The sequence below is a fragment of the Streptomyces sp. NPDC088733 genome (genome assembly GCF_044751185.1).
Classification (GTDB): Bacteria; Actinomycetota; Actinomycetes; order Streptomycetales; family Streptomycetaceae; genus Actinacidiphila.
The window spans coordinates 186,842-213,554 of record NZ_JBIVLH010000015.1 but is presented as its reverse complement, the minus strand read 5'-3'; the positions used below and the strand labels follow the sequence as shown (position 1 = coordinate 213,554).

General features: G+C 72.0%; 25 protein-coding genes. 17 read left to right on the top strand and 8 right to left on the bottom strand.

What is annotated here, in order from left to right; all coding sequences use genetic code 11:
* Both ilvC and serA read left to right on the top strand, forming a co-directional pair.
* Window positions 1–624 (top strand): ketol-acid reductoisomerase (gene ilvC, locus ACIP64_RS26680; RefSeq protein WP_401591521.1); only part of this gene is annotated, 624 nt, incomplete at its 5' end.
* Between the two features lie 250 nt (window positions 625–874).
* Entirely contained in the window at window positions 875–2,464 is a 1,590-nt protein-coding gene (serA, locus tag ACIP64_RS26675; protein ID WP_401591519.1) for a phosphoglycerate dehydrogenase, read from the top strand.
* Here the strand turns inward: serA and ACIP64_RS26670 are convergent.
* Together ACIP64_RS26670 and ACIP64_RS26665 are read right to left on the bottom strand one after the other, a co-directional pair.
* Window positions 2,448–3,731 (bottom strand): glycosyltransferase 87 family protein, encoded by a 1,284-nt coding sequence (locus ACIP64_RS26670; protein WP_401591517.1) that lies wholly within the window; start codon window positions 3,729–3,731, stop codon window positions 2,448–2,450. The two genes, serA and ACIP64_RS26670, sit on opposite strands and share 17 nt — an antisense overlap.
* Window positions 3,732–3,864: 133 nt before the next feature.
* Window positions 3,865–5,052: a PucR family transcriptional regulator gene (locus tag ACIP64_RS26665; RefSeq protein ID WP_401591515.1), complete on the bottom strand. Its 1,188-nt coding sequence runs from the start codon at window positions 5,050–5,052 to the stop codon at window positions 3,865–3,867.
* Between the two features lie 143 nt (window positions 5,053–5,195).
* Between ACIP64_RS26665 and ACIP64_RS26660 the strand changes: the two genes are divergently transcribed.
* The 11 genes from ACIP64_RS26660 to ACIP64_RS26610 all read left to right on the top strand — a co-directional run bounded on the left by ACIP64_RS26660 (window position 5,196) and on the right by ACIP64_RS26610 (window position 18,389).
* Complete coding sequence (locus ACIP64_RS26660) at window positions 5,196–6,125, top strand: proline dehydrogenase family protein (protein ID WP_401591513.1); 930 nt, start codon at window positions 5,196–5,198, stop codon at window positions 6,123–6,125.
* Window positions 6,126–6,167: 42 nt separating this feature from the next.
* The gene (gene pruA, locus ACIP64_RS26655) at window positions 6,168–7,799 is read left to right on the top strand and encodes an L-glutamate gamma-semialdehyde dehydrogenase (protein WP_401591511.1); all 1,632 of its coding nucleotides are present in this window, start codon (window positions 6,168–6,170) and stop codon (window positions 7,797–7,799) included.
* Window positions 7,800–8,408: 609 nt separating this feature from the next.
* The gene (locus tag ACIP64_RS26650) at window positions 8,409–9,446 is read left to right on the top strand and encodes a 3-isopropylmalate dehydrogenase (protein ID WP_401591509.1); all 1,038 of its coding nucleotides are present in this window, start codon (window positions 8,409–8,411) and stop codon (window positions 9,444–9,446) included.
* A 207-nt stretch (window positions 9,447–9,653) separates the two neighbouring features.
* Window positions 9,654–10,742: a branched-chain amino acid aminotransferase gene (locus ACIP64_RS26645; protein ID WP_401591507.1), complete on the top strand. Its 1,089-nt coding sequence runs from the start codon at window positions 9,654–9,656 to the stop codon at window positions 10,740–10,742.
* Between the two features lie 243 nt (window positions 10,743–10,985).
* Window positions 10,986–11,669, top strand: coding sequence for an urease subunit gamma (gene ureA, locus ACIP64_RS26640; protein ID WP_401591505.1), 684 nt, complete (start codon window positions 10,986–10,988; stop codon window positions 11,667–11,669).
* A complete protein-coding gene (locus ACIP64_RS26635) occupies window positions 11,666–13,354 on the top strand; it encodes an urease subunit alpha (RefSeq protein WP_401591503.1) in 1,689 nt (562 codons plus the stop codon). The genes ureA and ACIP64_RS26635 overlap by 4 nt, the downstream gene beginning before the upstream one ends.
* Before the next feature lie 14 nt (window positions 13,355–13,368).
* Window positions 13,369–14,403 (top strand): agmatine/peptidylarginine deiminase, encoded by a 1,035-nt coding sequence (locus ACIP64_RS26630; protein ID WP_401591501.1) that lies wholly within the window; start codon window positions 13,369–13,371, stop codon window positions 14,401–14,403.
* Window positions 14,404–14,428: 25 nt separating this feature from the next.
* Window positions 14,429–15,034 carry a TetR/AcrR family transcriptional regulator gene (locus ACIP64_RS26625; protein ID WP_401591499.1) on the top strand — a complete coding sequence of 202 codons (606 nt, stop codon included), beginning with the start codon at window positions 14,429–14,431 and terminating at the stop codon, window positions 15,032–15,034.
* A 285-nt stretch (window positions 15,035–15,319) separates the two neighbouring features.
* Window positions 15,320–16,921: a citramalate synthase gene (gene cimA / locus ACIP64_RS26620; protein ID WP_401591497.1), complete on the top strand. Its 1,602-nt coding sequence runs from the start codon at window positions 15,320–15,322 to the stop codon at window positions 16,919–16,921.
* Between the two features lie 444 nt (window positions 16,922–17,365).
* Window positions 17,366–17,701, top strand: a complete 336-nt coding sequence (locus ACIP64_RS26615; RefSeq protein WP_401591495.1) for a hypothetical protein — start codon at window positions 17,366–17,368, stop codon at window positions 17,699–17,701.
* A 181-nt stretch (window positions 17,702–17,882) separates the two neighbouring features.
* Complete coding sequence (locus ACIP64_RS26610; protein WP_360911066.1) at window positions 17,883–18,389, top strand: hypothetical protein; 507 nt, start codon at window positions 17,883–17,885, stop codon at window positions 18,387–18,389.
* 76 nt (window positions 18,390–18,465) lie between these two features.
* On the opposite strand, the gene ACIP64_RS26605 is transcribed toward ACIP64_RS26610, so the two are convergent.
* Entirely contained in the window at window positions 18,466–19,299 is an 834-nt protein-coding gene (locus tag ACIP64_RS26605) for an MOSC domain-containing protein (protein WP_401591492.1), read from the bottom strand.
* 225 nt (window positions 19,300–19,524) lie between these two features.
* On the opposite strand from ACIP64_RS26605, the gene ACIP64_RS26600 reads away from it, so the two are divergent.
* The 4 genes from ACIP64_RS26600 to ACIP64_RS26585 all read left to right on the top strand — a co-directional run bounded on the left by ACIP64_RS26600 (window position 19,525) and on the right by ACIP64_RS26585 (window position 23,487).
* A complete protein-coding gene (locus ACIP64_RS26600; RefSeq protein ID WP_401591490.1) occupies window positions 19,525–20,595 on the top strand; it encodes an HpcH/HpaI aldolase/citrate lyase family protein in 1,071 nt (356 codons plus the stop codon).
* Window positions 20,592–21,464: an HpcH/HpaI aldolase/citrate lyase family protein gene (locus ACIP64_RS26595; protein ID WP_401591488.1), complete on the top strand. Its 873-nt coding sequence runs from the start codon at window positions 20,592–20,594 to the stop codon at window positions 21,462–21,464. Before ACIP64_RS26600 ends, ACIP64_RS26595 begins: the two co-directional genes overlap by 4 nt.
* Window positions 21,465–21,631: 167 nt before the next feature.
* Window positions 21,632–23,254 (top strand): acyl-CoA carboxylase subunit beta, encoded by a 1,623-nt coding sequence (locus tag ACIP64_RS26590; protein WP_401591486.1) that lies wholly within the window; start codon window positions 21,632–21,634, stop codon window positions 23,252–23,254.
* Between the two features lie 14 nt (window positions 23,255–23,268).
* Complete coding sequence (locus ACIP64_RS26585; protein WP_401591484.1) at window positions 23,269–23,487, top strand: acyl-CoA carboxylase epsilon subunit; 219 nt, start codon at window positions 23,269–23,271, stop codon at window positions 23,485–23,487.
* 70 nt (window positions 23,488–23,557) lie between these two features.
* On the opposite strand, the gene ACIP64_RS26580 is transcribed toward ACIP64_RS26585, so the two are convergent.
* The 5 genes from ACIP64_RS26580 to ACIP64_RS26560 form a co-directional block, all read right to left on the bottom strand.
* Complete coding sequence (locus tag ACIP64_RS26580; protein WP_401591482.1) at window positions 23,558–24,250, bottom strand: hypothetical protein; 693 nt, start codon at window positions 24,248–24,250, stop codon at window positions 23,558–23,560.
* Window positions 24,251–24,301: 51 nt separating this feature from the next.
* A complete protein-coding gene (locus tag ACIP64_RS26575) occupies window positions 24,302–24,454 on the bottom strand; it encodes a hypothetical protein (RefSeq protein WP_401591480.1) in 153 nt (50 codons plus the stop codon).
* Window positions 24,427–25,407: a hypothetical protein gene (locus tag ACIP64_RS26570; RefSeq protein WP_401591478.1), complete on the bottom strand. Its 981-nt coding sequence runs from the start codon at window positions 25,405–25,407 to the stop codon at window positions 24,427–24,429. The genes ACIP64_RS26575 and ACIP64_RS26570 overlap by 28 nt, the downstream gene beginning before the upstream one ends.
* A 155-nt stretch (window positions 25,408–25,562) precedes the next feature.
* Entirely contained in the window at window positions 25,563–26,141 is a 579-nt protein-coding gene (locus tag ACIP64_RS26565; RefSeq protein WP_360911084.1) for an ATP/GTP-binding protein, read from the bottom strand.
* Complete coding sequence (locus tag ACIP64_RS26560) at window positions 26,122–26,685, bottom strand: DUF742 domain-containing protein (RefSeq protein WP_401591476.1); 564 nt, start codon at window positions 26,683–26,685, stop codon at window positions 26,122–26,124. The genes ACIP64_RS26565 and ACIP64_RS26560 overlap by 20 nt, the downstream gene beginning before the upstream one ends.
* Between the last annotated feature and the right edge of the window lie 28 nt (window positions 26,686–26,713).

Here is a 26,713-nt window from a genome sequence, read left to right as displayed (position 1 = left end):
TGCATGGTCGCCCCCAAGGGGCCGGGCCACCTGGTGCGCCGTCAGTACGAGGAGGGCCGCGGCGTTCCGTGCATCGCGGCCGTCGAGCAGGACGCGACCGGGAACGGCTTCGCGCTGACGCTGTCGTACGCCAAGGCGATCGGCGGCACCCGCGCCGGCGTCATCAAGACGACCTTCACCGAGGAGACCGAGACCGACCTGTTCGGTGAGCAGGCGGTCCTGTGCGGTGGTACCACCGCCCTGGTCAAGGCCGGTTTCGAGACGCTGACCGAGGCCGGCTACCAGCCGGAGATCGCGTACTTCGAGTGCCTGCACGAGCTCAAGCTCATCGTGGACCTCATGTACGAGGGCGGCCTGGAGAAGATGCGCTGGTCCATCTCCGAGACCGCCGAGTGGGGCGACTACATCACCGGCCCCCGCATCATCACCGACGCCACCAAGGCCGAGATGAAGAAGATCCTCGGCGAGATCCAGGACGGCTCCTTCGCCAACAACTGGATCGCCGAGTACAACGCCGGCCTGCCGAAGTACAACGAGTACAAGAAGGCCGACGAGAGCCACCTGCTGGAGACCACCGGCAAGAAGCTCCGCAAGCTCATGAGCTGGGTGGACGAAGAGGCGTAATGCCTCCCGCGGTTTGTACGGTCCCGGAGGCTCCTCGCCCCCGGGACCGTCCGCTTTGGCCACGTCGTACACCCTCGTGCGGGTGATCCTTCCGCGATGGCGCAGGATGCGGGGCCCGCCGCCGATACACTCCCTTAACAAGCGCGTCAGGCTCACAGCGTCGTGCGTCTTCCACGCGGCATGCCATCTCCCTTCCACCGCCTCCGGCCGTCGGGACGCGGCCGCCGGCCAGGGACTAGTGAGGACTCACGTGAGCAACCCCGTCGTACTCATCGCCGAAGAGCTCTCTCCCGCCACCGTCGAGGCCCTGGGGCCGGACTTCGAGATCCGGCACTGCAACGGCGCGGACCGAGCCGAGTTGCTGAGCGCGATCGCCGAGGCCGACGCCATCCTGATCCGCAGCGCCACGAAGGTCGACGCCGAGGCAGTCGCCGCCGCCCCCAAGCTGAAGGTCGTGGCCCGCGCGGGCGTCGGCCTGGACAACGTCGACGTCTCCGCCGCCACCAAGGCCGGTGTCATGGTCGTCAACGCGCCGACCTCCAACATCGTCACCGCCGCCGAACTCGCCTGCGGTCTGCTGATCTCCGTCGCGCGCAACATCGCCCCGGCCAACGCCGCGCTCAAGCAGGGCGAGTGGAAGCGCAACAAGTACACCGGCGTGGAGCTGGCCGAGAAGACCCTCGGCGTCGTCGGCCTCGGCCGTATCGGCGCGCTGGTCGCGCAGCGCATGTCGGCCTTCGGCATGAAGATCGTCGCCTACGACCCCTACATCCAGCCGGCGCGCGCCGCCCAGATGGGGGTGAAGATCCTCAGCCTCGACGAGCTGCTGGAGGTCTCCGACTTCATCACGGTGCACCTGCCCAAGACCCCCGAGACGGTCGGCCTGATCGGGGACGAGGCGCTGCGCAAGGTCAAGCCGCACGTCCGCATCGTCAACGCCGCGCGCGGCGGGATCGTGGACGAGGAGGCGCTGTTCGCGGCCCTCAAGGAGGGCCGGGTCGGCGGCGCGGGCCTGGACGTGTACGCCAAGGAGCCGTGCACGGACTCGCCGCTCTTCCAGTTCGACAACGTGGTGGCCACCCCGCACCTGGGCGCCTCGACCGACGAGGCCCAGGAGAAGGCGGGCATCGCCGTCGCCCGCTCGGTGCGCCTGGCCCTGGCCGGCGAGCTCGTACCGGACGCGGTCAACGTCCAGGGCGGCGTGATCGCCGAGGACGTCCGCCCGGGCCTGCCGCTCGCCGAGAAGCTGGGCCGCATCTTCACCGCGCTCGCCGGCGAGGTGGCGGTGCGCCTGGACGTCGAGGTGCGCGGCGAGATCACCCAGCACGACGTGAAGGTGCTGGAGCTGTCCGCCCTCAAGGGCGTCTTCGAGGACGTCGTGGACGAGACGGTCTCCTACGTCAACGCCCCGCTGTTCGCGCAGGAGCGCGGTGTCGAGGTGCGCCTGACCACCAGCAGCGAGTCCCCGGACCACCGCAACCTGGTGACCGTCCGCGGCACGCTGTCCGACGGCACCGAGGTCTCGGTCTCCGGCACGCTCGCGGGCCCGAAGCACGTGCAGAAGATCGTGGCCGTCGGCGACGACGACGTGGACCTGGTCCTCGCCGACCACATGGCCTTCCTCCGCTACACCGACCGGCCCGGTGTCGTCGGCACCATCGGCCGTGTCCTGGGCGACGCCGGGGTCAACATCGCCGGCATGCAGGTGGCCCGTGACCAGGCCGGTGGCGAGGCCCTGGTGGCGCTGACGGTCGACACCGCCGTTCCGGCGCCGGTGCTGGGCGACATCGCCGCGGAGATCGGGGCGACCTCGGCCCGAGCGGTCAATCTCGAGAACTGACAGCGGTCCGGCTCCGCTGGGAGCGGTCGTCCCGGGAGATCCGGGACGGCCGCCCCTGCGCTGTCACGAACCGCACGGCCACCGCCGCGAGGAACAGCAGCCCCAGCACCGGGTACGGGGACGCGAACGGCTGGAGCCACCACGCCAGGTGCAGGTCGAGGTCGCCGGCCTTCGGCACGAGCCACAGGCTGCGGGCGACGAACACCACGGCGGTCACCCGCAGCACCCAGCGCGGCGCGTCCGCGGCCAGCAGGATCAGCAGCGGCACGCACCACACCCAGTGGTGGGACCAGCTGATCGGCGTGATCAGCAGGGCCGTCACCGCGCAGCTGACCACACCCCACGCCTCGTGGCCCTGCCGCCCCAGCCACACCGACAGCGCCAGTCCGCCGCAGGCCACGGCGAACGCCGTGGCCGCCCAGATCATCCCCGGGTGCGGGGTGTGCAGGACACGTGCCACCAGCCCCTGCAGCGACTGGTTGTCGACGATCCAGACCTTGCCGATCCGGCTGGTGTCGAAGATGCAGCGCGTCCAGTAGTCGACGGTCGCGCCCGGCAGGGCCAGCGCGCCGAGCAGCGCCGTTCCCGCGAAGCTCGCCCCGGCCACGGCGGCCTCCTTGCGGCGGCCGGTCAGCAGCAGGTAGAGGGCGAAGATCGCCGGGGTGAGCTTGATACCGGCCGCGATGCCGATGGCCACGCCCTTGCCCCGGGCGCCGTCCGGCCGGCTGAGGTCCCACAGCACCAGCACCGCGAGCAGCAGGTTGATCTGGCCGTACAGCATGGTCTGGAACACCGGCTCCAGCCACAGCCCGACGGCCATCGCCAGCACCACCACGGTCCACCGCGTACCGCGCGACCGCGGCCGGCCGACGGTCCGGCAGGACAGGTGGGCGAGCAGGCCGAGCAGGGCCAGGTTGCCGGCCATGAAGACGAGTTTGAGCAGCGGGACCGGCAGCCAGGTCGTCGGGACGAAGAGCATCGCGGCGAAGGGCGGGTAGGTCGCCGGCAGGTTCCACTCGGTGACCGTGAAGCCGTACAGATCCGTGCCGTTCACGACGGCCGCGCCCTCGGCCCGGTAGACCTGCATGTCGGCCATCGGCACGGGCATCGACAGGCACAGCGCGGTGAAGGCGGCCAGTGACAGCGCCAGCAGCACGAGGGAGAGCACCAGTCGGCGGTCCGGTCGCGGCCGGGCGGCGGATCCCTTCGCGGGCGCGCCGGGCCGGGCCGTGCGCTCGCGGTCGAACGCCTCCGTGGAGTGAGTCACCGGTTCCCGATCCCCTTGTCCCGCCGTCGGCCGAGCCGGGCGCGGGATCCCCCCGCGTCCTGCGCGCGCTGGTCAGACCCCCCGAGGCCCCGCGCCACGTTACTTGTGCCCCCTTCGGTCGGCAACAGTCCGGTCAGTCGCCGAGGCGTGCCGCCTTGAGCGCCATGTGGAGCAGCAGCCGGTCCTCGCCGTCGTCCAGGTCGAGGCCGGTGAGCCGCTCGACGCGCGACAGCCGGTAGTAAAGGGTCTGCCGGTGGATCCGCAGTTCACCGGCGGCACGCCCGGCCTGGCCCGCGCAGTCGAGGAACACCTCCGCGGTGCGCGCGAGTTCGGCGTGCGCGGCTTCCAGCAGCGGGCGCACGGCCGGGTCGACCGCGCCGGACGGCAGTGCGGCCAGCGTCCGGTAGGGGCCGATCGCGCCCCATTCGGCGACAGGGCCGAGCCGCGGCTGCGCCCGGGCGGCCCGGGCGGCGGCCACGGCCTCGTGCCAGGCGCCGGGCAGGGCGTCCAGGCCCTGGCGCGGCGCGCTGACCCCGGCCCGTGCGTCCGGCGCGGCCTGCCGGGTGCCGTTGCCCTCCAGCAGCCGGCCGGCTGCGCTCACGGCGGGGGCCGGGACCGATGCCGACCGCAGCCGTACGAGGGCCGCGAGCCCGGGCAGCGGGACGCCCTCGATGTCGCCCGGAGGGAGTACGCACAAGGCGGCCGCGCCCGGCACCGTCCGCGGTCCCGGTGCCTCTGCGCCGTCGCCGGCTCCCTCGCCGGACCGCCACGGCAGCACGCACACCAGCGCGTGCACCTCCTCCGCGTCGGGCCCCAGGGCGGCCTGCAACTCCTCGCGGGCACCGTCCCGGCCGCGGCCCGGACGGGCGGTGAGCACGGCGGCCAGCGCGCGGCCGGCGTCGGCGCCCGCCCGGGACTCGGCGGCCAGCAGTGCGCCGATCCGGGCGGCCACGTCCATGGCCGCGGCCAGTTGTGCGGGGGTGTGCCCGGCGTTCTCCAGCAGCCACACGTAGCCGTGCACCACGCCGCCGTGCCGTGCCGGCAGGCACAGCCGGGGCCGGAAGACCCCGGCGTCGGCCGCCGCGGGGATGTGGACGGGGCCGGTGGCGCGGGCGATGCCGAACCGCTCGAACCAGGCGCGGACCTCGGCGGTGGAGCGCCGGGTCAGGATGGAACGGGTGCGGACCGGGTCCATCACCGCGTCGTCCTCGCTGTCGTGCGCGCCGAACGCGATCAGCCGGAAGTCCCGGTCCTCCAGGGTCGCGGGTGCGCCGAGGAGCGCCGACACCTCGTCGACCAGCTCCTGGTAGTCACCTCGCACGCCGTCATTCTCCCTCATACATCTGTATGAGGGACGCCGTTCCCACGCGTGACAGGTGTCGATGGTGACGGGGGTAGGCGAACCCTAGATTTCACGGACGACGCTGCCTGTCCCCTGGGCAGCCCTTGCCCCAGGAGGAGACCGTGCTGGGTCCCGTACTGCTCGCCGCCTCGCGCAGCGACCGTATGCGCCGCGTCGTCGCGGGCGCGCCGATCACCCGTCCGGTGGTCAACCGCTTCATCGCCGGCGACGAGCTGGCGCCCGCGATGGAGACCGTGCGTTCGCTGACCTCGTCCGGCCTGGAGGTCACCCTCGACCACCTGGGCGAGGACGTCACCGACAAGGCGACCGCCGTCGCGACGCGGGACGCGTACCTGCGGCTGCTGGAGGCGCTGCGCGAGGAGGGCGCCGGCACCCGCGCCGAGGTCTCCGTCAAGCTCTCCGCCTTCGGCCAGGCGCTGCCGGTCGGCGGCCACGAGATCGCCCTGGAGAACGTCCGCCCGGTCGCCGAGCTGGCGAGCGAGATCGGCACCACCGTCACGCTCGACATGGAGGACCACACCACGGTCGACTCCACGCTGGCGATCCTCGCCGAGCTGCGCGAGCGCCACCCGGGCACGGGCGCGGTGCTCCAGTCCTACCTCTTCCGCACCGAGGAGGACGCCCGCCGCCTCGCGGTCGCCGGCTCCCGGGTCCGCCTGGTCAAGGGCGCGTACAAGGAGCCCGCCTCCGTCGCGCTCCAGGACAAGGGCGAGGTCGACCGGGCCTATGTGCGCTGCCTGAAGATCCTCATGGCGGGCGAGGGCTACCCCATGGTCGGCTCCCACGACCCGCGGCTGATCGCGATCGCCCAGGATCTGGCCCACCGGGCCGGCCGCAAGCAGGGCTCGTACGAGTTCCAGATGCTCTACGGCATCCGCACCGCCGAGCAGCGGCGGCTGGCGGAGGACGGCGAGCGCATGCGCATTTACGTCCCCTACGGCGCAGACTGGTACGGGTACTTCATGCGCCGGCTCGCGGAGCGGCCGGCCAACCTGGCCTTCTTCCTGCGGTCCTTCCTCCCCTCCCGCTGAGCCCACGCCCCGATCCCCCAAGGACACAAGGAGATGTCTTTCATGGACGCCGTGACCCAGGTCCCCGCCCCGGTGAACGAGCCGGTGCACTCCTACGCCCCGGGGAGCCCGGAGCGGGCCCGCCTGGAGGCGAAGCTGAAGGAGCTGGCCGGGAACCCGGTCGAGCTGCCCATGACCATCGGCGGCGTGAAGCGCATGGGCGGCGGTGAGCGCTTCGACGTCGTGCAGCCGCACAACCGCGGCGCCCGCCTGGGCACGTACGCCAACGCCACGCAGGACGACGCCCGCGACGCGGTCGAGGCGGCCCTAGCCGCCGCTCCCGCCTGGCGTGCGATGTCCTTCGACGACCGCGCCGCGATCATCCTGCGCGCCGCGGACCTGCTGGCCGGCCCCTGGCGCGAGACGATCGCCGCCTCCACGATGCTCGGCCAGTCCAAGACCGCGCAGCAGGCCGAGATCGACAGCCCCTGCGAGCTCGTCGACTTCTGGCGCTTCAACGTGCACTTCGCCCGGCAGATCCTGGCCGAGCAGCCGATCGCCAACTCGCCCGGTGTCTGGAACCGCCTGGACCACCGCCCGCTCGAGGGCTTCGTCTACGCGATCACCCCGTTCAACTTCACCGCCATCGCCGGCAACCTGCCGACCGCGCCCGCGCTCATGGGCAACGTCGTGGTCTGGAAGCCCTCCCCGACGCAGACGCACTCCGCCGTGCTGCTGATGGCGCTGCTGGAGGAGGCCGGGCTGCCCAAGGGCGTGATCAACCTGGTCACCGGTGACGGCATCGCCGTCTCCGAGGTCGCCCTCGAGCACCCGGACCTGGCCGGCATCCACTTCACCGGTTCCACCCGGACCTTCCAGCACCTGTGGAGGACGGTCGGCACCAACATCGAGAAGTACCGCAGCTACCCGCGGATCGTCGGCGAGACCGGCGGCAAGGACTTCGTCGTCGCGCACCCGTCCGCCGACCCGGCGGTGCTGAAGACGGCGCTGACCCGCGGCGCCTTCGAGTACCAGGGCCAGAAGTGCTCGGCCACCTCCCGTGCCTACATCCCGCGCTCGCTGTGGGAGAACGGCTTCAAGGAGGAGTTCGCGGCCGAGGTCGACGGCCTCACCATGGGTGACGTCACCGACCTGTCCAACTTCATCGGCGCCGTGATCGACGACCGTGCCTTCGCCAAGAACAAGGCCGCCATCGACCGCGCCAAGGCCGACCCGTCGGTCGAGGTCGTCGCCGGCGGCAGCTACGACGACAGCGTCGGCTGGTTCGTCCGCCCGACCGTGCTGGTCTCCTCCGACCCGGAGCACGAGATCTTCCGCGAGGAGTACTTCGGCCCGGTCCTGGGCGTGCACGTCTACGAGGACGAGAACTTCGAGGCGATGCTCACCCAGATGGAATCGGTCGCCTCCTACGCGCTGACCGGTTCGGTCGTCGCCCGTGACCGCGCCGCCGTCGCCGACGTGATGGCCAAGCTGCGCTTCGCGGCCGGCAACTTCTACATCAACGACAAGTCCACCGGCGCCGTCGTCGGCCAGCAGCCCTTCGGCGGCGGCCGCGCCTCCGGCACCAACGACAAGGCGGGCGCCGCGCAGAACCTGATGCGCTGGACGTCGACCCGGTCGATCAAGGAGGCCCTGGTGCCGCCGACCGACTACCGCTACCCGCACATGGGCTGAGCTCCGGCCCCCGGTTGACCCGCAAGGGGCAGGGCCCGGCATCCCCCGATCGGGGGGTGCCGGGCCTTCGCCGTCTCAGATAGTAGGAAGTCCGAGTAATTGTGGAGACAGACGAGCCGTGCTGTCCTAGCTTTGTAGAAGCCGAACGTCTCGCTCCACCAGCGACCGGCGGTCGTGAGCCGCGCACCTCTGGCAGGTCACCCCCTGCAGCGCCGCTCCCCGCCCCGTTCTATGGCGACGCAACCCTCCTCTTCTGACCTGGGAGATGTTCACCATGGACGAGACCGCCCGCAAGAATGCCGCCGAGGCCCTGCAGCGCGCCCTCGACCGCCGCGACAACGGCGGCTCCACGGGACACGAGCAGCGATGACCGCCACCGTCCCCCACCCCTTCCGGCGCCTGCGCCGCCTCGCCTACCTGGCCGTGTGCGCGATGGTGAAGTGATCCGTCCGTACGAGCGTCCGCACGTCCCGTCCCCGGTGCCGTGAGGGTGCACGCCCGCCCGGCGGGCCCGGCCATCCGGTTGGGCGCCGTCCGGCCGGGTGGCCGGGCTGCCCACCATGCGGACAGCAAGTGTCATCCAGTGGACGGCCGAGTAAGGTGACCGGCATGTCTCGCAGCATCAGCCTCGCAGTGATCCCCGGTGACGGCATCGGCCAGGAAGTCGTGGCCGAGGGCCTCAAGGTCCTGTCCGCCGTCCTCCCGCAGGACGTGAAGCTGGAGACCAAGGAGTACCTCCTCGGCGCCAAGCGCTGGCACGAGACGGGCGAGACCCTGCCCGACGCGGAGCTGGAGCAGCTCAAGGCGCACGACGCGATCCTGCTGGGCGCGGTCGGCGACCCCTCCGTGCCCTCCGGTGTGCTGGAGCGCGGGCTGCTGCTGAAGCTGCGGTTCGCCTTCGACCACCACGTCAACCTCCGTCCCTCCAAGCTCTACCCGGGTGTCAAGGGACCGCTGGCGGGCGACCCGCGGATCGACTTCGTGGTGGTCCGCGAGGGCACCGAGGGCCCGTACGTCGGGAACGGCGGCTCCCTGCGCACCGGGACGCCGCACGAGGTGGCCACCGAGGTCAGCCTCAACACCGCGTTCGGCATCGAGCGGGTGGTCCGGGACGCCTACGCCCGCGCCCAGGCGCGTCCGCGCAAGAAGCTGACGCTGGTGCACAAGAACAACGTCCTCGTGCACGCCGGCCACCTGTGGAAGAACATCTTCGACAAGGTCGGCGAGGAGTACCCCGAGGTCACCACCGACTACCTGCACGTGGATGCGGCGACGATCTTCTTCGTCACCCAGCCCGAGCGGTTCGACGTGATCGTCACCGACAACCTCTTCGGTGACATCCTCACCGACCTCGCCGCCGCCGTGACCGGCGGTATCGGCCTCGCCGCCAGCGGGAACATCAACCCGGGCGGCGACTTCCCGTCGATGTTCGAGCCGGTGCACGGCTCCGCGCCGGACATCGCCGGCCAGGGCAAGGCCGACCCCACCGCGACGGTGCTCTCCGTCGCCCTGCTGCTCCAGCACCTCGGCTACCACGCCGAGGCCGAGCGCATCGAGAGCGCGGTCGCCGCGGACCTCGCGGAGCGCTCCGGTGCGCGCAGCACCAGTGAGATCGGCGACACGCTCGCCGCACGAGTAGCCGGCTGACCGCCGGGTCAGCCCCCTCAGTCGGCCCGGACGGTCAGCGCACTCCCACGACTGACCCAGACCTCTCGGGCCGCGCATGTATGTCCACGGCCCCACCGCTGCGATAATCGGCGGTGGGGCCGCTGTGCGAGGGGAAACTCGGATGTCCTGGCACCTTGGAGGACTGCGGGTGCGGTCCGCCATGACCAGACGCGAAGGACATCATCTATGACGATCCCCACGATCGAGCTCAAGCCCTCCTCGCACCCGCTGCCGCGGGCGCAGCGCGAGGCGATCCTCACCAACCCCGGGTTCGGCCGCCACTTCACCGACCACATGGTGACGATCCGGTGGACGGAGGGCCGGGGCTGGCACGACGCGGAGCTCGTGCCGTACGCGCCGCTGTCGATCGATCCGGCCAACATGACGCTGCACTACGCGCAGACGATCTTCGAGGGCCTGAAGGCCTACCGTCAGCCGGACGGCTCGGTCGCCACCTTCCGCCCCGAGGCGAACGCCGAGCGCTTCCAGGCCTCCGCGCGCCGCCTGGCCATGCCCGAGCTCCCCGTCGAGACCTTCATCGCCGCCTGCGACGCCCTGGTCACCCAGGACCGCGAGTGGGTGCCGAGCACTGGCGAGCAGTCGCTCTACCTGCGGCCCTTCATGTTCGCCACCGAGGTGGGGCTCGGCGTGCGGCCCGCCAACGAGTACCTGTTCATCGTCATCGCCTCCCCGGCCGGCGCCTACTTCCCCAGCGGCGTCAAGCCGGTCTCGGTCTGGCTCTCCGAGGAGTACGTGCGTGCCGCGCCCGGCGGCACCGGTGCGGCCAAGGCGGGCGGCAACTACGCCGCGTCCCTGGTCGCCCAGGCGCAGGCCATCGAGCACGGCTGCGACCAGGTCGTCTGGCTGGACGCGACGGAGCGCCGCTGGATCGAGGAGATGGGCGGCATGAACCTGTACTTCGTGTACGGGGACAGGATCGTCACCCCCGAGCTGACCGGCTCACTGCTGCCCGGCATCACCCGCGCCTCGCTCCTGCGCATCGCCGAGGACCTGGGCTACGAGGTCTCCGAGGGCCGCATCTCCGTCGACGACTGGAAGAACGGCAACGCGGACGGCTCCCTGACCGAGGTCTTCGCCTGCGGCACCGCCGCGGTCATCACGCCGGTCGGTTCCGTGAAGTCCACGCGGGCGGACTGGAGCGTCGCGGACGGGAAGTCCGGCGAGGTGACGATGAAGCTGCGCAAGGCCCTGCTGGACATCCAGACCGGACTGGCCCCCGACACGCACGGCTGGATGCACCCGCTGGGTTCCTGACCCCCGCGGGGCGCACGACGTCCGAAGCGGCCGCACGCGGTCCCGGAGCACTTTCCGGGGCCGCGTGCGGCCGCTTCGCGCTTTCCCGGCGCGGCAGCCGTGCGGGATGATTCGAACGGCGCTCAAGGCGGATGCGGTGCCAGGACGAGCAAGGGCCCGGCCAAGGCTTCCCTCATAGGGCATCGCGCTTTAGAGTGGCGTTCTAAACGGTGTCCCGGTGACCCTCGTGGGAGGTGCGGAAGCGTGCGGCTGACCCCGACGGAACGTGACCGGCTGCTGCTCTTCGGCGCGGCCGAACTGGCGCGGGCGCGCCGCGCCCGGGGGCTGCGGCTGAACGTGCCGGAAGCGACCGCGCTGATCGCCGACGCGGTGTGCGAGGCCGCGCGCGACGGCGCGCGTCTCGCGGAGGCCGTCGCGGCCGGCCGCGCCGTGCTCGGTCCGGACGACGTGCTGCCCGGCGTGGCGGACATCGTGACCGAGGTCCATGTCGAGGCCGTCTTCGACGACGGCTCGCGGCTGGCCGTGGTCGGGGACCCGATCGGCGGGGGCTCCCTGCGGGAACGGGCGCCCGGCGCGGTGCTGCCCGGTCCCGCCCTGCCCGAGCGGCCGTCCGAGGTGTTCGTGACCGTGCACAACACCGCTCCCGTCCCGGTCAGCGTCACCTCGCACTTCCACCTCTTCGAGGCCAACCCCCGGCTGGACTTCGACCGTTCGGCGGCCTACGGCATGCGGCTGAACGTGCCGGCCGGGTCCTCGGTGCGCTTCGGGCCGGGGGAGGAGCGGGAGGTGGGTCTCGTCCCGATCGGCGGCGACCGGGTCGCGATCGGCTTCGCGGGGCTCGTCGACGGGCCGCTGGACGCGCCCGGCGCGCGACAGGAGGCACTGCGGCGCGCCGCGGCGTGCGGCTATCTGGGGGCGGAGCGATGAGCATCGATCCGTACGAGTACGCCGCCGTGCACGGGCCGCGCGCCGGCGACCGGGTCCGGCTGGGCGACTCGGGCCTGGTGGTCCGCGTCGAGTCGGACTCCCAGCGCCCCGGTGACGAGTTCCTGGCCGGCTTCGGCAAGACCGCGCGGGACGGGCTGGCGCTGAAGGCCGCCGCCGTACGGGAGACCTGCGACGTGGTGATCAGCAATGTGCTGGTCATCGACACGGCGGTCGGCATCCGCAAGGTCTCCATCGGCATCCGCGAGGGCCGCATCCACGCCATCGGGCGGGCCGGCAACCCCGACACGCTCGACGGGGTGGACGTCGTGGTCGGCACGGGCACGTCCATCGTGTCCGGCGAGGGGTTGATCGCCACCGCCGGCGCCGTCGACACCCACGTCCACCTGCTGTCGCCGCGCATCATGGAGGCCTCGCTGGCCTCCGGCGTGACCACGATCATCGGCCAGGAGTTCGGGCCCGTGTGGGGGGTCGGCGTCAACTCGCCCTGGGCGCTGCGGCACGCCTTCAACGCCTTCGACGCATGGCCGGTCAACATCGGCTTCCTGGGCCGCGGTTCGTCCTCGGACCCGGCGCCGCTGGTGGAGGCGCTGGCCGAGGGCGGCGCGTGCGGCTTCAAGGTCCACGAGGACATGGGCGCCCACACCCGCGCCCTGGACACCGCGCTGCGGGTCGCCGAGGAGCACGACGTCCAGGTGGCGCTGCACAGCGACGGCCTGAACGAGTGCCTGTCGGTGGAGGACACCCTGCGGGTGCTGGAGGGCCGTACGATCCACGCCTTCCACATCGAGGGCTGCGGTGGCGGCCACGTCCCCAATGTGCTGAAGATGGCCGGGGTGCCGAACGTCATCGGCTCGTCGACCAACCCCACGCTGCCCTTCGGCCGTGACGCGGTCGCCGAGCACTACGGCATGATCGTCTCCGTCCACGACCTCAAGCCGGACCTGCCCGGCGACGCCGCGATGGCCCGCGACCGCATCCGCGCGGGGACGATGGGCGCCGAGGACGTGCTGCACGACCTGGGCGCGATCGGCATCACCTCCTCCGACGCCCAGGGCATGGGCCGCGCCGGGGAGACCGTGCGCCGCACCTTCGCCATGGCCGGGAAGATGAAGGCCGAGTCCGGCCCTCTGGAGGGCGACGGCCCGGACGACGACAACGCCCGCGTCCTGCGCTACATCGCCAAGCTGACCGTCAACCCGGCCATCGCGCACGGCCTGGCCCACGAGATCGGCTCGATCGAGGCCGGCAAGCTCGCCGACATCGTGCTGTGGCGGCCGGAGTACTTCGGGGCGAAGCCGCAGATGGTGCTCAAGTCCGGCTTCCCCGCCTACGGCGTGACCGGCGACCCGGGCGCCGCCACCGACACCTGCGAACCCCTGGTGCTCGGGCCGCTGTTCGGGGCCCACGGCGCCACCGCCGCCGACCTCTCGGTGGCCTTCGTCGCCCGGGCCGCACTCGACCTGGAGCACGACCGCATGCCCACCCGGCGCCGGCGGGTCGCCGTGCGCGGCACCCGCGGCATCGGCCCGGCCGATCTCGTCCTCAACTCCCGTACGGGACATGTGGACGTCGACACGCGCACGGGCCTGGTGACGCTCGACGGCGACCCGCTGCGCTCCGAGCCCGCGGAACAGGTGTCGCTCAGCCGTCTCTACTTCCTCTGACAAGGACCAGCACCATGCCCGCAACCCCCGCCGCCGACGGCTACGCGATGCCCGCCGAGTGGGCCCCCCACGCGCGCACCTGGATGGCGTGGCCGTCCCCCAGCACGACCTTCGACGGTGCGGAGGACCTGGCCGCCTCCCGTGCCGCGTGGGCCGCGGTGGCGAGGGCGGTCGCCCGCTTCGAGCCCGTGACGGTCGTGGCCCGCCCCGAGGACGCCGCCGGGGCACGGGAGGCGCTGGGGACCGCCGCCACGGTCGCCGAGGCGCCGCTGGACGACGCATGGATGCGCGACATCGGCCCCACCTTCCTCACCGGCGACGGCGGACTGGCCGCCGCGGACTGGACGTTCAACGGCTGGGGTGCCCAGGAATGGGCGTCCTGGGAGCACGACGCCCGGATCGGCGCCCTGGTCGCGCAGAAGGCCGCCGCCCGCCGCTACGCGACCTCCTTCGTCAACGAGGGCGGCGGGATCCACGTGGACGGCGAGGGCACCGTGCTGCTCACCGAGACCGTGCAGCTCGACCCGGGCCGCAATCCGGGCTGGAGCCGGGAGCGGGCCGAGGCGGAGCTCCACGCCTTCCTCGGCACCCGCCAGGCGATCTGGCTGCCGCGCGGCCTCACCGCCGACTACGGGCGCTTCGGCACCCGCGGGCACGTGGACATCGTCGCGGCCTTCGTCCGCCCCGGCGTCGTGGTCGTCCACGACCAGCGCGACCCGTCCCACCCCGACCACGCCGTCTCGCGGGAGGCCGCAGCCCTGCTGCGGGCCGCCACCGACGCCCGGGGGCGGCGGCTGGAGGTCGTGGAGCTGCCCGCGCCGCGGGTGCGGGAGAGCGACGGGGAGCCGGTGGACCACAGTTACGTCAACCACTACCTCTGCAACGGCGCGGTGATCCTGTGCGCCTTCGACGACCCCGCCGACGAGGTCAACAAGGCGATCTTCGAGCGGCTCTTCCCGGACCGCGAGGTCGTGCTCGTCGACGCCCGTACGATCTTCGCGCACGGTGGTGGCATCCACTGCATCACCCAGCAGCAGCCGCAGGTGTGACACGACCGCCCCCGAAGGACACAAGGTGACCGGATCCGCCCGCCCCCGGCGGCGGCTCAAGCAGCCGCGCGAGGAGGTGATGGCCGCCGCCATGGCGACGATCGCCGAACGCGGGCTGGCCGAGCTGACGATGGCGGGCCTCGGCCGCCAGGTGGGCATGAGCAGCGGCCACATCCTCTACTACTTCGGCAGCAAGGACGAGTTGCTGCTGCAGACCCTGGAGTGGAGCGAGGAGCAGCTCGCGGCCGAACGCCGCCGCGTCCTCGGCCGCACCGCGTCCACCCGTGAGCGGCTGGACGCGGTGATCGGCCTGTATCTGCCCGACGGCCGCCGCGATCCGCGCTGGACCCTGTGGTCGGAGGTCTGGAACCGGACGACGGCCGCCGAGGACGTCCTGCGCCGCCAGCTCGCACTGGAACTGGTCTGGCACCGGGACCTGGTCGCGCTGCTCGCCGAGGGGATCTCCCGCGGCGACTTCCGGCCGGTGGATCCCGAGCGGACGACGGTGCGGCTGCGCGCGCTGCTGGACGGTTTCGGGGTGCCGCTGGTGATCGGGCTCCCGGGCATGGACCGCGAACAGGCGCTCGGGCACGTCAAGGAGTTCCTGGACGAGGCCCTGTCGCCCGCATAGTGAGACCGTGTCCCACCCGTCGGCGGGGTGTGGCAGACTGCGAGCGTGCCCTCGTTCGTCATGATTATTGGCAGCAGGCGCGCCGGTCCTCAGTGACCGCTCACCGCAGACCTCGGCGGAAGCGATCACCGTGTCCCAGACCCGCGCGCAGACCTCTCGCACCCGCGAGGGGTTTTTTCGTTTCCCGGCCCACCCGTGCCGGGCGCGGACCAGCGCGAGGGAAAATGGGGGCAAGTGGAACCCGGTTTTCCGGAACCACTCACCCGACAGGAGTTGGATCAGACCATGACGGCCGTACTGGACGACAGCTTCCACGTCTTCGACACCACGCTGCGCGACGGCGCGCAGCGCGAGGGCATCAACCTCACCGTCGCCGACAAGCTGACGATCGCCCGGCACCTGGACGACTTCGGGGTGGGATTCATCGAGGGCGGCTGGCCCGGCGCCAACCCGCGCGACACCGAGTTCTTCGCCCGGGCCGCCGGCGAGCTCGACCTGCGCCACGCGCAACTGGTCGCCTTCGGCGCCACCCGCCGCCCCGGAGGCAGCGCCGCCGAGGACCCCCAGGTCAGGGCGCTGCTGGAGTCCGGAGCGCCGGTCATCACGCTGGTCGCGAAGTCGCACGACCGCCATGTCGAGCTGGCGCTGCGCACCACGCTGGAGGAGAACCTGGAGATGGTCCGGGACACCGTCTCCCACCTGCGCTCCGAGGGCCGCAGGGTCTTCGTCGACTGCGAGCACTTCTTCGACGGCTACAAGGCCAATCCGGTCTACGCGAAGGCCGTCGTCCGCGCCGCGCACGAGGCCGGCGCCGACGTCGTCGTCCTGTGCGACACCAACGGCGGGATGCTGCCCGCGCAGGTGACCGCCGTCGTCCGCACCGTCCTCGCCGACACCGGCGCCCGCCTGGGCATCCACGCCCAGGACGACACCGGGTGCGCGGTCGCCAACAGCCTGGCCGCGGTCGACGCGGGCGCCACGCACGTGCAGTGCACCGCCAACGGCTACGGCGAGCGGGTCGGCAACGCCAACCTCTTCCCCGTCGTCGCGGCGCTGGAGCTCAAGTACGGCCGCACCGTGCTGCCCGAGGGCGCGCTCGCCGACATGACCCGGATCTCGCACGCGATCGCCGAGGTCGTCAATCTCACGCCCTCCACGCATCAGCCGTACGTCGGAGTCTCCGCGTTCGCCCACAAGGCGGGTCTGCACGCCTCCGCCATCAAGGTCGACCCCGACCTCTACCAGCACATCGACCCCGAACTCGTCGGCAACACCATGCGCATGCTGGTGTCCGACATGGCGGGCCGCGCCTCCGTCGAGCTCAAGGGCAAGGAGCTCGGCGTCGACCTCGGAGGGGACCGCGAGCTGATCGGCCGGGTCGTCGAACGCGTCAAGGAACGCGAACTCGCGGGCTACACCTACGAGGCGGCCGACGCCTCCTTCGAACTCCTGCTGCGCGAGGAGATCGAGGGCCGGCCCATCCGCTACTTCCGCGTCGAGTCCTGGCGCGCGATCGTGGAGGACCGCCCCGACGGCATCCACGCCAACGAGGCGACCGTCAAGGTCTGGGCCGACGGCCAGCGCATCGTGGGCACCGCCGAGGGCAACGGCCCCGTCAACGCCCTGGACCGGGCGCTGCGTGTCGCGCTGGAGCGCACGTACCCGCAGCTGGCGAAGCTGGAACTGGTCGACTACCGGGTCCGCATCCTGGAGGGCAAGCACGGCACCGAGTCCACGACCCGGGTGCTCATCTCCACCTCGGACGGCACGTCCGAATGGTCCACGGTCGGCGTCGGCGAGAACGTCATCGCCGCCTCCTGGCAGGCGCTGGACGACGCCTACGCGTACGGGCTGCTGCGCGCGGGGGTCGAGCCGCGCCGGGACTGAGCGCGACGGCGGGTCGTAGGAGGAAGGACGACATGCGGACACGGGCCCCGGCCCGTGTCCGCATTTTCGTTGTTCTCGCGCGCCATTTCCCATGGGCCGTCAGAAAGGCGCGCGGCATACCGCATCACGTATTGATTGCCACAGGCATCCACCTTTCCGGCGGCGGATGTTGAGGCGGTTGACAAATCAATCAGGCGCGTTAGCCCAAAGGTGGACAATTTACCCAGGGGTGGCTACGGTCGAAATACGGACGCCGCCGTTGCGGAGAGTACAAACCGCAGCCGTACGGTGGCGGAAGCCGGAATCCGCCGGCTGGACGGTGCCCAGCGCATCGCAGTGCAGTTCTTGCTCCCTGACTCATCACGGCACGTCTCGTGCGCCCTGGTCAGGTCGAGGCACCGTCTGTGCATTCCCGGTCTCGAAGGAAGAAGACAAGAAATGCGCGTGAAGCGAACCATCGCACTTCTGGCCAGCCCGTTCGTCGCAGCCGGGGCTCTCGCGTTCTCGCCCGCCGTGATGTCGCAGGCCTCGGCCGCACCCACGCACGCGGACGCGGCGGCGACGGCCTCGCACGGCAAGGTCGTCCCCTCGCTGACCGCCACTCAGCGCGGATTCCAGCAGGGCAACCGGGACGGGCTCTCGGATGCCCAGCAGGGTGCCCCCGGATCCTGCAACGCCTTCGGCTTCAACTTCAACCCGAGGGAGCCCGGACAGGACTACCGGACGGGCTACCGCAACGGCTACAACAACGGCTGGACGCAGATCTGCGACCTCCCGTAACGGGCGGATGCCCGGCCGGTCGGCCCGCGAAGGCCCCGCCGCACGCTCAGCGGGGCCTTCCGCGTGAGGCCCGCCGGGCCCAACTCCCGCGCATACGCGCGTAGAACGCGGGAACACTCCTCCTGCTCCACCTGCACAGCCGCCCCACAGGATGCACGGTCATCAGCAGGAGGGTTCCCCCATGAAGTTCCGCTCCGCCGTGAGCGCGCTCGTCCTCGCGCTCGGCGTGCTCTTCGCGCCCGGCGCCGGGCTCGCCGCCCCGCACGACGCGTACGCCGTCACGAAGTTGACGCACGCCCAGGCCACGGCCATGTTCCGGTCCGCCGGGATCACCTGGTCGTCGTCCGGCGGCTGCTCCAACCGCAACAATGCCACCTGCACGTCGTTCGACCAGCTGAACCAGGCCACCGCGCAGGGTGCCGTGACGCTCAAGCACGCGAGCGGCTGCGCCCTGAACATCACCGGCGGCACCGAGACCGGGCATGCGAGCGGTACGTACTCGCACTGGAACGGCTACAAGCTCGACTACGGCAAGAACAGCTGCGTCACCAACTACATCCACGGCTCGTTCGCCTACATCGGTCTGCGCGGTGACGGCGCGCCCCAGTACCAGTCGGGCTCCGGCAACATCTACGCCGACGAGGGCAACCACTGGGACGTCCTCTACTACAACTGCGGGGGCTGCTGACCCCGACGGCGCTTAGAGGAAGCGCTGTTGACCCGGCCCGGGCGGCGCAGGAGCGCCGTCCGGGCCGGTGCGGCGCTCACTCCCACGCCTGGACCTCGATGCGGTCGCCGACCGCGACGACTCCCGGCCGCAGCACGGCCGCCTTCATCGCGAAGCTCACCTTGTTCCCGTACTCCGCCTCCCGCCGGTAGTCCGCCAGGGTGCGCACCGGCTCGGGCCCGTCGGTACGCCCCGTGGCCTGGTCGACCATCGGGACCGCGCAGCGGACCGCACGGACGGAGTACCCCAGCACCGCGGTGCCGGCGGTCATGCGGCGCACCCGGTCCTCGGTGTGCGGCTCGGACCAGCCCTCGACCACGATGTTCGCGCGGAAGCGGTCGACGGGGACCGGGGCACCGCCGCGCTCGCCGATGCGCCGGTTGAGCTCGTCGAGCGAGGCCAGCGACGCGACCGAAAGGGCGTGCGCGTCCGCGAAGTTGACCTTTCCGGGGTGCTCGCCCCAGCCGTCCCGGTCGAAGCCGGGCCGCACCCGCACCAGCCGCGAGGGCTGCCCCAGGGCGTCGGAGAGCCAGCGGGCCGCCTCCTCGCCCTGGTCGACCGCCGTGCCGAGCGGCCGGTCGAACATGCTCACCTCGCGCAGCGCCCCCTCGTGCGCCACCTCCACCCGCACCTCCCCGGCGCCGGGCGCCGCCAGCGCCAGGTGCTTGCCGTCGTCGGTCACCTCGGCGCGTACCACGGCCATCCGCGGCAGTTTGCGCTGGCTGCGGAAGGTGCCGTCGGAGGCGTCCACCACCATGAACACCCGGTCGTGGGCCAGTCCGGTGGCGGTCACCTCGACGCGGCTCACGGGCACGCCCGCGCAGCCCTTCACGGGGTAGTGGGTGAGGCTGTGCACGGTCGCGGTGGTCATCGGCGGTGTTCCTCCCGGATCGGCGGAAAGGCCATTCGACCACGTTCCGGCCGCCGGGCGCCGCCACCCGGACGGCCCACCGGCGCGCGGCCGCGTGCCCCTGCCGCCGCCGGGGCCGTGGACGCTCGGTGACCAACAGCACACGTACTGACCAGTAACGCCGAACCCCCGCGGATCATAGGGTGAGCGCCGTACGCTCCCCACCCTCGAACCCTGGGAGACCGCATGCGTTCCGCGAAGGACTTCTTCCGACCGCTGGCCGTGGGGGCCCCGGCCCCCGTACGGGAGGTCCCGTTCCGGCCCTCGCGGATGATCCACTTCTTCGATCCGGGCAACGAGAAGATGGCGGCCAAGGTCCCCGCCATCGCGCCCACCGTGGACGTCCTGCTGGGCAATCTGGAGGACGCCGTCGCCGCCGACCGCAAGGAGGCCGCGCGGGCGGGCCTGGTCGCCATCGCGAAGGGGACCGAGTTCGGCGACACACAGCTGTGGACCCGGGTCAACAGCCTCGACTCGCCGTGGGCCCTGGACGACCTGATCACGCTCGTCACCGAGATCGGCGACCGGCTCGACGTCGTCATGGTGCCCAAGGTCGAGGGCGCCGAGGACATCCACTACGTCGACCGGCTGCTCGCCCAGCTGGAGGCCCGGGCCGGGGTGCGCCGCCCGATCCTCGTGCACGCCATCCTGGAGACCGCCTCGGGCGTGGCCAACGTCGAGGAGATCGCCGGGGCCAGCCCCCGGATGCAGGGCATCTCGCTCGGCCCGGCCGACCTCGCGGCGAGCCGCCGGATGAAGACCACCCGCGTCGGCGGGGGACACCCGGGGTACCTCGTGCGGGAGGACCCGAAGGACCCCGACGTGGAGCTGCCGCGGCTGACCTACCAGCAGGACCTGTGGCACTACACCATCGCCCGCATGGTCGACGCCTGCGCCGCGCACGGCATCCTGCCGTACTACGGCCCCTTCGGCGACATCAAGGACACCACGGCCTGCGAGGACCAGTTCCGCAACGCCTTCCTGCTGGGCTGCGTCGGCGCGTGGAGCCTGCACCCGGTGCAGATCGACATCGCCAAGCGGGTCTTCTCCCCGGCCCCCGCCGATGTGGCCTGGGCGCGCAGGGTCATCGACGCGATGGGCGACGGCACCGGCGCGGTGATGCTCGACGGCAAGATGCAGGACGACGCGACCGTGAAGCAGTGCAAGGTCGTCGTCGACCTGGCGGACGCGCTGGCCGCCCGGGACCCCGAACTGGCCGAGGCGTACGAGGCCGCCTGGAAGGAGCAGAGCCGATGACCGACGCGACCCTGCGGCCCCGCCGCTCCGTGCTGTACATGCCCGGCGCGAACGAGCGCGCCCTGGAGAAGGCCAAGAGCCTGCCCACCGACGCGCTCATCCTCGACCTGGAGGACTCCGTCGCCCCCGACGCCAAGGCCGAGGCCCGCAAGCGGGTCGCCGCCGCGGCCGCCTCCGGGGAGTACGGGCCGCGGGAGCTGACCATCAGGGTGAACGCGCCCGGCACTCCGTGGCACGAGGACGACCTGCGGGCCGCCGCCGAGGCAGGCCCCGACGCCGTGGTCGTCCCCAAGGTCGACTCCGCGGCCACCGTGCACGCCGTCGAGCGGGCCCTGGAGGCCGCGGGCGCCCCCGACCGCACGGCGATCTGGGCGATGGTCGAGACCCCGCGCGCCATGCTGGACGCCCGTGCCGTCGCGGCCGCCTCCGAGCGGCTCACGGTGCTGGTGATGGGCACCAACGATCTGGCGAAGGAACTGCACGCCGAGCACGTCCCCGGCCGGGCCCCGCTGCTGACCGGGCTGTCGCTGGCCCTGCTGGGCGCCCGCGAGGCGGGCAAGGCGATCCTGGACGGCGTGTACAACGACGTGCAGGACCTGGCGGGCTTCGAGGCGGAGTGCGTCCAGGGCCGGCAGTTCGGCTTCGACGGCAAGACGCTGATCCACCCGAAGCAGGTGGAGATCTGCAACAGGGTCTTCGCCCCCTCGGAGGAGGAAACCGACAAGGCCCGGCGCATCATCGAGGCTTTCGAGGCCGCCGCGGCCGAGGGCCGGGGAGTCGTCACGGTCGACGGGCGGATGATCGAGAACCTCCATGTGGATGACGCCCGGCGTGTCCTCGCCCTGGCCGCGGCGGTGACCGGACGCTGACCGTTCACTGAAGTCCGGGTGGACGACCGCTACAAAGAAAGGGCCCCGCACGTGCCGTGCGGGGCATTTCTTGTGTTGGTTCTGTCCAGATGCTCCATGAAGCGGGTCCGGACACTGTACGAAGTGGACGCCGTTTCCGAGGGCCCTGCGCTCGTATGGTCGATGTCATGAGCGTTTTGGACGAGGTGCCGACCCAGCCTGCCGAGGCCGAGGAGGGCGACGAAGCCGCCCAGCCGGCGAACGACGCGCGCGGGCGCGTCGCGGAACTGCACGCCATCCGCGAGCAGGTCCGGCTCGGCCCCAGCGAGAAGGCCACCCAGGCCCAGAAGGCCAAGGGCAAGCTGACCGCCCGCGAGCGGATCGACCTGCTGCTCGACGAGGGGACCTTCAGCGAGGTCGAGCCGCTGCGCCGGCACCGCGCCTCCGGTTTCGGCCTGGAGGCGAAGAAGCCGTACACCGACGGCGTCATCACCGGCTGGGGCACCGTCCACGGCCGCACCGTCTTCGTGTACGCGCACGACTTCCGGATCTTCGGCGGCGCGCTGGGCGAGGCCCACGCCTCCAAGATCCACAAGATCATGGACATGGCCATCGCGGCCGGCGCCCCGCTGGTCTCGCTGAACGACGGCGCCGGCGCCCGCATCCAGGAAGGCGTCTCCGCGCTCGCCGGCTACGGCGGCATCTTCCAGCGCAACACCCGCGCCTCCGGTGTCATCCCGCAGATCTCGGTGATGCTCGGCCCGTGCGCCGGCGGCGCCGCGTACTCCCCGGCGCTCACCGACTTCGTCTTCATGGTCCGTGAGACCTCGCAGATGTTCATCACGGGCCCGGACGTCGTCCAGGCCGTCACCGGCGAGAAGATCACGCAGAACGGGCTCGGCGGCGCCGACGTCCACTCCGAGATCTCCGGTGTCTCGCACTTCGCGTACGACGACGAGCAGACCTGCCTGGAAGAGGTCCGCTACCTGCTGTCGATGCTGCCGCAGAACAACCGCGAGAACCCGCCGTCGGCCCCCACCAGCGACCCGGCCGACCGGCGCGGCGACGTCCTGCTGGACATCGTCCCGGCCGACGGCAACCGCTCCTACGACATGCACCAGGTGATCGAGGAGATCGTCGACGAGGGCGAGTACCTGGAGATCCACGAGCGCTGGGCGACCAACATCATCGTCGCCCTGGCCCGCCTCGACGGCCAGGTGGTCGGCATCATCGCCAACCAGCCCGCCTCCCTGGCGGGTGTGCTCGACATCGAGGCCAGCGAGAAGTCGGCCCGGTTCGTGCAGATGTGCGACGCCTTCAACATCCCGCTCATCACTCTTCTGGACGTCCCCGGCTTCCTCCCGGGCGTCGACCAGGAGCACGGTGGCATCATCCGGCACGGCGCCAAGCTGCTGTACGCGTACTGCAACGCCACCGTGCCGCGGATCTCGCTGATCCTGCGCAAGGCGTACGGAGGTGCCTACATCGTCATGGACAGCCAGTCGATCGGTGCCGACCTGACCTACGCCTGGCCCACCAACGAGATCGCCGTGATGGGCGCCGAGGGTGCCGCCAACGTCATCTTCCGGCGGCAGATCGCCGACGCCGACGACCCCGAGGCCATGCGCGCCCGCATGGTCAAGGAGTACAAGTCCGAGCTGATGCACCCGTACTACGCGGCCGAGCGCGGCCTCGTGGACGACGTGATCGACCCCGCCGAGACCCGCGAGGTCCTCATCCGCTCGCTCGCCATGCTGCGCACCAAGCACGCCGACCTGCCGTCCCGCAAGCACGGCAACCCGCCCCAGTAAGGGAGACCGACCCCGTGAGCACTCCTGCCGACAGCTCCGCCGCGGCGCTCGTTCGCGTCGAGCGCGGCCACGCCAGCGACGAGGAACTGGCCGCCCTGACGGCCGTCCTCCTCGCCCGCGCCGCGGCCCAGGGCCAGGACACGACCGCCTTCGTCAAGCCCCGCTCCACGGCCGGCTGGCGCCGCCTGGAGCGGCAGTCCGGCTTCAGCGCGCCGCACAGCTGGCGCAGCTGACCCTCCGGTCCCGTTCGCAACGGTGGCGCGGTACCCCTCCGGGGGTGCCGCGCCACCGTCGTGTCGAGGTTCAGGACGGCGTGCGGGAGGTGCCGAGCGCGGCGACGCCCGCCGTGCCGGCCACGAACAGCGTGCCGTCGCCACAGAGCGCGAGCGCTTCCGCGCGGTACGGGGGCACCACCGCCCGCCGGGTGCCCGCCGGGAGGTCCCACAGGTGCACCTCGCCGTCGGACCAGGCGACGGCCGCCACGGACCCCGAGGGGGTCTCGGCGGCCGCGAGCGACGTCACGACGGCCTCGCGGCGGTCGACGGGCTCCGGCATCGGGTCGCCGCCCGTCTCCCACAGGCGCAGGGTGCCGTCCGCCCCACCGCTCAGGCACAGGGCGAGACCGACGGCGCCGACGAGGGCCGCCGCCGTGACGGGCGCGGGATGCAGCCTGCGGGTGACCGGGCCGCGGTCGTGGGCCGTGGCGTCCCACACGTACACACGGCCGTCGGCGTCCCCCACGGCGACACGGCTGCCGTGGGCGGCGACCGCCGTGGGCGGCGTCCTCGCGGCGTTGTGGACGTCGGCCACCCGGGACAGGGCGTTGGACATCGCACCCGCGGTCTGCAGGGCCTCGTCCGCGTCGAGGAGCAGCAGACCGCCGCCCGCGGCCGGCGCGATGCCCACCGGACGCAGGGCGGCGTCGAGCGGGAGGCGGGAGAGGACCGCGCCGGTCGCCGGGTCCAGCACGGTCAGCCGGCCCACCGGGTCGGCCACGAGCAGCCCGCCCCCGCCGGGTGCCAGGGCCGTCGCCGGCCCGGTGGTGGCTCACCGTGCCGTCCAGGAGTGCAGGCGGGCCAGGGGTTCGAGGTACCCGGCCAGTTTCGGGTCCTCGGCCAGCGCGGCCGTGTGGAGGACGGCGGCGTGTTCGGGCCCGGTGAGGCCGAGCGCCGTCAGCGCGGGGGCCGCCCGCCGCCACACCGCCCGCAGCCCGCGGGGCGCCGGGGTCCGGGGGAGGGTCTCGATGAACTGCTCCGCGGCCTGGGTGAGTTCGCCGCCCTTGCCCTTGACCCGGGCGTGGCGGTCGTTGGCGCGCCGGATCCGCTCGCTGCCGCGGGACCGCATGTCCTGGCCGTGGCTGTCGACCTGGGTGTCGAAGTCGGCGTACGCGCTCTCGTCGTGCCGGATCCGACCGCCGCCGCCCCCGCTCCCGGACGTGCCGCCAGTGCCGCCGCCGGCGGAGGCCAGCACAAAGCCGCCGTCCTTGCCCCCGGTGAGCTGGTGACGGGAGTCCTGGACGCCCTGCTCGAAGCCGCCCTTGCCACGTCGGCGGCACGGCCGAGGTCGACGCCGTGCTGGATGCCGAGCGCGTTGGCGCCGAGCTGGATGGCCAGGTCGCCGGCCATGTTGCCGAGGGCCGCGTACACCGGCCCGGTCGCCAGCCCGATCACTTGGTCCTGGGCCTGCTGGGCGGCCTCCTTGAACAGGCGTTTGACGATGAGCCGGGTCGCCTGGGTGGCCCCGGCGGCGCCGAGTTCGGACAGGCCGAGCGTGAACGGCGCGGCGGCCTGGGCGGCGATCACCTCGGCGGCCAGGATGCCGAGCTGGACCACGGCGGCGATCTTGGCGCCCTCGACGACGAGGGCCACCCCGTCGAGCGCGGTGGCGCCCAGCCGTCCGGCGTCCGCCAGATTGCCCAGATGGGAACCGACCTTGTTCCAGTGGGAGTTGAAGGCGTCGACCGCGGGGCCCTCGGTCGCCCCGAGCAGGCCCGCGACCGCGTCGTGCAGGCCGCCTCCGCCGTGGTCCACGTCGTCGGCGAACTCCCTCAGGGCCGTGGCCATTTCGCGGTAGTCGTCCTCGTCGACGTTCGGCCACATGATGCCGATCAGGTCGAGGAGCCACGCCAGTTCGTCCGGCAGCACGACACCCATGGGCCACCCCCGCCGACTCGGGCGCGCCGAAGCGCCTCTTCCGTTCCACTTCTGTCAAACGCCGTGCGGGGCCTGGCAGTTGCACGACAAACATGGCAGAAACGCGAAGGCCCCGCACTCGCCGTGCGGGGCCTTTCGCGTCGTGCGGACCGCCGTTACCGCAGCCGCGCCATCAGCGCGTGCTCCACCAGCGTGATGAGCGCGCTCTTCGCCTCGCCGCGGTGGCGGGCGTCGGTGGTGATGATGGGGGCCTCGGGGCCGATCTGCAGCGCCTCCCGGACCTCCTCCGGGTTGTACGGCTGGTGTCCGTCGAAGCCGTTGAGGGCGATGACGAAGGGCAGCCCGCTGTTCTCGAAGTAGTCCACGGCCGGGAAGCAATCGGCCAGCCGGCGGGTGTCCACCAGGACGACCGCGCCGATGGCGCCGCGCACCAGGTCGTCCCACATGAACCAGAAGCGGTCCTGACCCGGCGTACCGAACAGGTACAGGATCAGGTCCTCGTCCAGCGTGATACGGCCGAAGTCCATGGCCACGGTGGTCGTGGTCTTGTCCGGCGCGTGGGTCAGGTCGTCGATGCCCGCCGAGGCGGAGGTCATCACGGCTTCGGTACGCAGCGGGTTGATCTCCGATACGGCACCGACGAACGTGGTCTTGCCCACGCCGAAGCCGCCCGCCACCACGATCTTCGCCGAGGTGGTTGAGCGAGCTGGACCGCTAGAGCTTGCGAAGTCCACTGAGCACCCTTTCGAGCAGTGTCACGTCTGGCTGTCCGCCCGAGGCATCGTCGCCACCGGGCTGGTGAATGGCGACGAGACCGGCCTCCGCCAGGTCGGCGACGAGGATTCGGGCGACGCCGAGGGGGATGGAGAGAAGCGCGGAGATTTCCGCGACCGACTTGATCTCCCGGCAGAGGATGCAGATCCGCTGGTGCTCCGGCAACTGCCCCCGCAGCTGTGACGCGTCCGCGGTCGTGCTGACCAGTGCCTCGAGGGCGAGCTGGTAGCGCGGCCGGGTGCGGCCACCGGTCATCGCGTACGGGCGGACCAGCCCGGACGGGGAGGTGCGTCCGGCCGGGGCCGTGCGCGGTGACGGTGCCTGCGGGGGTTCGTACGGCTGGATCCTCGGCTGCCGATGCGACGGCCTGCCGCCCGGTTCCTGGGTCCCACCGCCGAAGGCGGGGGGTGGCTCCGGGGTGGGCGCCGAGGGGAAGTTGAACCGCTTGAGGGGCGGCTGCTGTTGGTGATTGCCGTACTGATCTCCGCCTGGGGGCGTTGCCACGGTTCCTCCTCCAGCTGGGTAGCGCGTC

Bases quoted from the DNA above. Each gene is read 5' to 3' on its own strand.
- ACIP64_RS26610 (WP_360911066.1), top strand. From the start codon at position 17,883: ATGAAGTTCCGCTCCGCCGTGAGCGCGCTCGTCCTCGCGCTCGGCGTG.
- ACIP64_RS26630 (WP_401591501.1), top strand. From the start codon at position 13,369: ATGCCCGCAACCCCCGCCGCCGACGGCTACGCGATGCCCGCCGAGTGG.
- ACIP64_RS26595 (WP_401591488.1), top strand. From the start codon at position 20,592: ATGACCGACGCGACCCTGCGGCCCCGCCGCTCCGTGCTGTACATGCCC.
- ACIP64_RS26650 (WP_401591509.1), top strand. From the start codon at position 8,409: ATGTCTCGCAGCATCAGCCTCGCAGTGATCCCCGGTGACGGCATCGGC.
- ACIP64_RS26570 (WP_401591478.1), bottom strand. From the start codon at position 25,407: ATGGGTGTCGTGCTGCCGGACGAACTGGCGTGGCTCCTCGACCTGATC.
- pruA (WP_401591511.1), top strand. From the start codon at position 6,168: ATGGACGCCGTGACCCAGGTCCCCGCCCCGGTGAACGAGCCGGTGCAC.
- ACIP64_RS26590 (WP_401591486.1), top strand. From the start codon at position 21,632: ATGAGCGTTTTGGACGAGGTGCCGACCCAGCCTGCCGAGGCCGAGGAG.
- ACIP64_RS26645 (WP_401591507.1), top strand. From the start codon at position 9,654: ATGACGATCCCCACGATCGAGCTCAAGCCCTCCTCGCACCCGCTGCCG.
- cimA (WP_401591497.1), top strand. From the start codon at position 15,320: ATGACGGCCGTACTGGACGACAGCTTCCACGTCTTCGACACCACGCTG.
- ACIP64_RS26600 (WP_401591490.1), top strand. From the start codon at position 19,525: ATGCGTTCCGCGAAGGACTTCTTCCGACCGCTGGCCGTGGGGGCCCCG.
- ACIP64_RS26635 (WP_401591503.1), top strand. From the start codon at position 11,666: ATGAGCATCGATCCGTACGAGTACGCCGCCGTGCACGGGCCGCGCGCC.
- ACIP64_RS26605 (WP_401591492.1), bottom strand. From the start codon at position 19,299: ATGACCACCGCGACCGTGCACAGCCTCACCCACTACCCCGTGAAGGGC.